This is a genomic window from Sutterella seckii, from assembly GCF_009183815.1.
Taxonomy (GTDB): domain Bacteria; phylum Pseudomonadota; class Gammaproteobacteria; order Burkholderiales; family Burkholderiaceae_F; genus Sutterella; species Sutterella seckii.
In genome coordinates, this window is the sequence record NZ_WEHX01000130.1 from 1 (window position 1) to 5,002 (window position 5,002).

At 53.9% G+C, this 5,002-nt stretch carries 4 protein-coding genes, 1 tRNA gene and 1 pseudogene; 1 reads left to right on the forward strand and 5 read right to left on the reverse strand.

All coding sequences use genetic code 11. The features are described 5' to 3' along the window. Window positions 1-293, forward strand: a 293-nt coding sequence (locus GBM95_RS12405) for a hypothetical protein (protein WP_193222681.1), incomplete at its 5' end; no start/stop codon positions are given. A 57-nt stretch (window positions 294-350) separates the two neighbouring features. Here the strand turns inward: GBM95_RS12405 and GBM95_RS11035 are convergent. From GBM95_RS11035 to priA, 5 genes and pseudogenes are all read right to left on the reverse strand, one after another. Further along, the gene (locus GBM95_RS11035; RefSeq protein WP_152159144.1) at window positions 351-1,334 is read right to left on the reverse strand and encodes a Tim44 domain-containing protein; all 984 of its coding nucleotides are present in this window, start codon (window positions 1,332-1,334) and stop codon (window positions 351-353) included. An 81-nt stretch (window positions 1,335-1,415) separates the two neighbouring features. Beyond that, entirely contained in the window at window positions 1,416-2,180 is a 765-nt protein-coding gene (gene ubiE / locus GBM95_RS11040) for a bifunctional demethylmenaquinone methyltransferase/2-methoxy-6-polyprenyl-1,4-benzoquinol methylase UbiE (protein ID WP_152159146.1), read from the reverse strand. Between the two features lie 13 nt (window positions 2,181-2,193). Then, window positions 2,194-2,609, reverse strand: a pseudogene (locus GBM95_RS11045) (gamma-butyrobetaine hydroxylase-like domain-containing protein). 93 nt (window positions 2,610-2,702) lie between these two features. Continuing rightward, a tRNA-Arg gene (locus GBM95_RS11050) sits at window positions 2,703-2,777 on the reverse strand. Between the two features lie 22 nt (window positions 2,778-2,799). After that, window positions 2,800-4,830, reverse strand: a complete 2,031-nt coding sequence (gene priA, locus GBM95_RS11055; protein WP_152159145.1) for a replication restart helicase PriA — start codon at window positions 4,828-4,830, stop codon at window positions 2,800-2,802. Window positions 4,831-5,002 lie beyond the last annotated feature (172 nt).

Below are 5,002 nucleotides of genomic sequence, written 5' to 3' on the forward strand. Positions count from 1 at the left end.
CTGCGTCCGGCAAGTGCAAAATCGCTGGTGCTCTTCACGCGGGTGGAGGCCCACACGCCAATCGCAACGGTTGCGAAAAGATAGAGCAGAACAAAACCAGTCAGCGTCATCCCTTTTATGTCCTTATAAAAACGACGTTGAACGGAAAATCCAAGAAGGATTTGATTTTTTCGCGCATTGTAGGAATCAATGCGCCGATGCGTTCCTTCAGAAAGGCGCGTTTTTCCCGACTAAGCGGCAGCAATCGGGCAATGTTTCATCGAGATCAAAAAAAATACGCCGCGCTTCAATGAAAACGCAGCGTATTCAATTAGATAAGAGAGAGGCAAATCACCTCTCTCCTCTAGCTATCAAGCCGTGGGGCCGTTCTGGCGAATAGCGCAGAGCAACCAGCCGCGATCTCCCTCAACAGGCTTCGAAAGAACCCAAGTTTCATCGAGATCTTCCGCCTCGCCATTGATGACAAGACGTCCGGTAAAGCGCACGCTGGCAAAGTACTCCTTGCCTTCCTGAGCAATGCCGAGAAGCTCGTTGTCAAGCTTTTCAACTTCCGTCTTGTAGACCTCACCCTTGCGCTCACGGAGCTGATGCGTAACAGCCGTGAAGATGTCGTTGTCGGTGAAGTCCGAAATCTCCATGACGTTGCCGGTATCCCATGCCTTCTGGAGCTTGATGTAGTTCTCACGCGCTGCCTTGAGGAAGCCTGCGCGATCGAAATCAGCAGGCGTCACGTCCACCGGATTGGCGTCTGCGGCGGCCGATCCATTGCCCCCCATCAGCTGATCCATGACGCTTCCCGAACGAGGCGCCTGTCCGGAAGGCTGCTGCCAGCTCTGAGGTTCAGGCATTGCCTGCGACTCCATCGGGCGCGAAGGTTCCGCCGGGCGAGCAGCTGCAAAAGGATCGGAGGAAGCTCCTGTGGCTCCCGCAGTCTGAGTCTGAGGACGCCGGCGCGAAAGGACCATGCGCACTACAAAGAAGGCGACGACAGCAAGAAGCAGTACCGTAATGATGCCTGAAAGACCAGCACCGCCGAGACCAAGCATGGACAGGAGCGCGGTAATGCCAAGCGCTGCAGCGATGCCTCCGAGCACGCGTCCCATCATGGACGGCTGCTGCACAGGCGGAGTCGTGGCGGGGCGCTGAGCTGCTCCCTGTTGCTGACGCTGTTGAGCTGCGGGGGCCGCAGCAGGAGCTGCCGGAGCTTTCTGAGAAAAAGTCGGGGCAGGACGGCCGAGGCTGCCGCCGCCGCCAAATCGCTTGGCTGCATCTGCATCAAAGGACGCGGTTGCAAGAGCGACGCAGACTACGAGAGCTGCTACGAGGTTTTTCATCTTGGTCTTTCCTTTTTGATCTGATCTGCGCAGGAATGCTTTCCTCAAACATCATCGGGCATCCCGGTAATCGAGCTTCTTTCAATTTTTCTTCCCGATGTGCAATGCACAGATTCCGAATGTCAGATTGTGCCATTTCACGTCAGAAAAACCTGCGTCGGTCATGAGTTTTGCAAAAGCCTGCTGATTCGGATGCATGCGGATGGATTCCGCTAAATACCTGTAGGACGCCGCATCCGAGACGATTTTTCCCCCCAGCCAGGGCATGAAATGGAAAGAGTAAAAGTCGTAAAAAGGCTTTAAAAAAGCTGAACAGCGCGAAAATTCAAGAACCAACAGCTTTCCGCCCGGACGGAGCACGCGAAGCATTTCTCTAAGAGCCCGATCCTTGTGCGTCATATTTCGGATGCCGAAGGAAACCGTCACGACATCAAAGGAATTTTCATCAAAGGGCAGACGCTCCGCGTCGGCAAGCACTACGTTCGAGCGCATGCCGTGTGCGCGCATGCGGTCTCGTCCGCATGCGAGCATTTCGTGATTAATGTCTGTCGCCGTAACGTTTTCATCTCCCGCAAGCCTTGCAAACGCCATGGCAAGATCGCACGTCCCGCTGGCGATATCCAGCACCTTCATGCCGGGCTTGACGGCAGCGCTGGCAATGCAGCGCCGCTTCCAGAGTCTGTGCATGCCGAGACTGAGGAGATCGTTCATCAGATCGTATTTTTTCGCCACGCTGTCGAACACATGGCGTACTCGCTCTTCCTTTTCGGCTTCGTCGATCTGGCTGAAGCCAAAATCAATCTGATGCTTTTCGGAAGCTGAATTGCTCTTCGGCTTTTCTTCCATCTTCTCTGCCTTTTTATCCATGGCTGCAGGTCTTCTTGGGTTTCATTCGGGCAAGAAACGGTGCATTTGCAGGATCAGCCGGGTCTCTCGAAGCACCGACGCTTGCGAGCTCTTCAAGATATGCGCCCCACAGCGCATCATGCTCAACGCGAAGCTTTTCAAAGTAGTCCCAGCTATAAATTCCAGTGTCATGCCCGTCGTCGAACATCAGCCTGAGAGCATACTGCCCGACCGGTTCCACACCCCGCAAGCCAACGTTGCGCAGCCGACCTGAAGCACGGCTTCCTCCGGTGAATGTCCCTGAACTTCGGCCGAAGGAGAAAACACTCGCAGAAATTCAAATGGGAAAATCGCTCGCGTACCGTCCTCATAAGCAAGCTCAAGCGTCTTCGTCTTGCTGTGAACAAGCACTTCTACTGGCACTTTCATAGCTAATCCACCACACAAAAAATCCCGCGCCGCATCTGGGAGCGGTACGGGATAACAGAACTTGAGTTTCTCTAAAAAAAGCTCAAAAAAAATTGGTCCTCGCGTCAGGAGTCGAACCTGAGACACGGCCTTCGGAGGGCCGTATGATATCCATTTCACCACGCGAGGAGGTTTCTGATTATACAGAGCTTCATGCTTCGAGGGGATCAACCTCAAGCGCCCATGTAGTCTTCCCTGACTTGGGGAGCTTCATCAGTATTGAGCTCCACTCAACGAGAAAGCGATGCAGCGCCATCCGATCCGCACTTTCAACAAGAAGCTGTCCTCTTTCCCTATTCATGAGTCTTACTAAAGGCATAGGAACAGGATCGTATACAAGCACGGAATCGCCGCAAATCTTTTGAGCTGCATTCGCAGCTGCTTCCAGAAAACCGAGTGACTGCGAAAGCATGTCGGCTTCTGCCGTCAAAAGCGCCTGACGAATAAAGGGGACGCCCGCACTCTCTCTGCGCTCTCTGAGAGCATCTTCTGCGAATTCCACATAATTCTGATGCGCAAGAGCGGCAAAAAGCGGGTCCTCCGGAAAGCGCGTTTGAATCATCACTCGCCCCCGCTCACCCGTACGACCGGCACGTCCGGCAACCTGCATCAGCGTGGCAAAAAGCTGTTCGCGAGCTCGTGTGGAGGGACTCAATATCTGGGCATCTGGATTAAGTACCAGCACCAGACCTACATTCTGGAAATCATGTCCCTTCGCGACCATCTGAGTGCCGACAAGAATATCCACTTCACCCTGGTGAACTTTTTTAAACGCTTCTTCTGCGGCATGTTTTTTAGACGCACTATCGCGATCAATGCGCAATATCCGCTTGCCAGGGAAAAGTACCGCGAGATCCTCTTCAATGCGTTCTGTTCCGGTACCTCTCGGCAAAATATCCACATTGCCGCACTGCGGACAGGCTTCCGGCACTGATCGCTTCCATCCGCAATGGTGACAGATCAACGCATTCTCGCGCTTATGGTAGACCGTAAAGGCGGAACACCTTGCACAAGTACTCACCCATTCGCAGGCAGGACACGAAAGCACTGGCGAATATCCCCTGCGGTTGAGGAACACCAGTACCTGTCGGCCTTCTGCCAGACAGGACTCCATCGCCTCCCGCGAGACCTCGGTAACCATGCTGCGCGCCCCCTTAATCGGCGGAGGCGTTAAATCAACTGCCGGCAATTGAGCATGCTGAGCCGCACGCTTGGTAAGCGTGAGAAGCTTATAGGCTCCCGACTGAGCTTTAGCCCAACTTTCAAGCGACGGCGTTGCGGATCCCAGGACGACCGGACACTGAAGCCGGGACGCGCGCCAGACTGCAAGGTCGCGAGCACTGTAGCGCAGTCCGTCCCCGGCTTTATAAGAGTGATCATGCTCTTCATCAACCAGAATGAGTCTGAGATGGCGCATGCTGGCAAAGATAGCCATTCTCGTGCCCACAAGAATTCTTGCCTTCCCCTCATGTGCAGCCAGCCATGCTGCAGCTCTTTCCCTTTCTGTGAATTCTGAATTCAGCGCTGCGACAACTTCTGCAGGGAAACGGGCACGAACACGGTCCACCAGCTGCGGAGTCAGATTAATTTCCGGTACAAGCAAAAGGACCTGAGCTTCAGGATCTCCCTTCAGCACGGCGTCCATCAAATGAAGGTATACCTCTGTTTTCCCGGATCCCGTCACGCCAAAAAGCAGGAAAGAAGCGAAGCCTTCCTGCGACAGCACAGCATTAACTGCGGCACTCTGCTCATCATTGAGCTTTGGTGCTGCCGCTTGGGTTTTCAGGCATGCATTGATCTTCGGCATGACATTGCGTATGCCGGCTATGCGTTTTTCCTGCTGCGGGGTAGGAGCCCTTCGAAGCGCAAGCGGTATTGCCGGAAGCGCTGCCTCTCCCCATGAACGTATGTAGTAAGAAGCCGCAAATCGCGTAAGCTGGAGCCATTCAGAACCGAGGGGTGCCGTTATCTTCAAATTCTTCAAAATGCTCTTCAGCCGGCGAGACTCTATATCCGAAGCTGAATGGAGTTCCGCAATCACGCCCACAACCCTGCGCGCACCCAGAGAAACCAGAACCAGATCACCCGCAGCCGCGAGCATATCCTCAGGCACCCGGTAATCAAGCGGCGGAAGGCCGGGTGCATCCACAAGCACACGGGCAAACTGATCGATTCTGGTCATGGCTCATTGTTTCAAAATACTGACGGAATTCCTGATTTTATTTATGAATCACCACTCAGCATGATTTTCCCAAGTGTTGGAGGACACCACTTTTGACCCATTTTCGGACACTTCAAAGTTGACCCGCCGGCATTAGGTTTTGACCCGGAATCCCGGACATTTACTGCCCTTT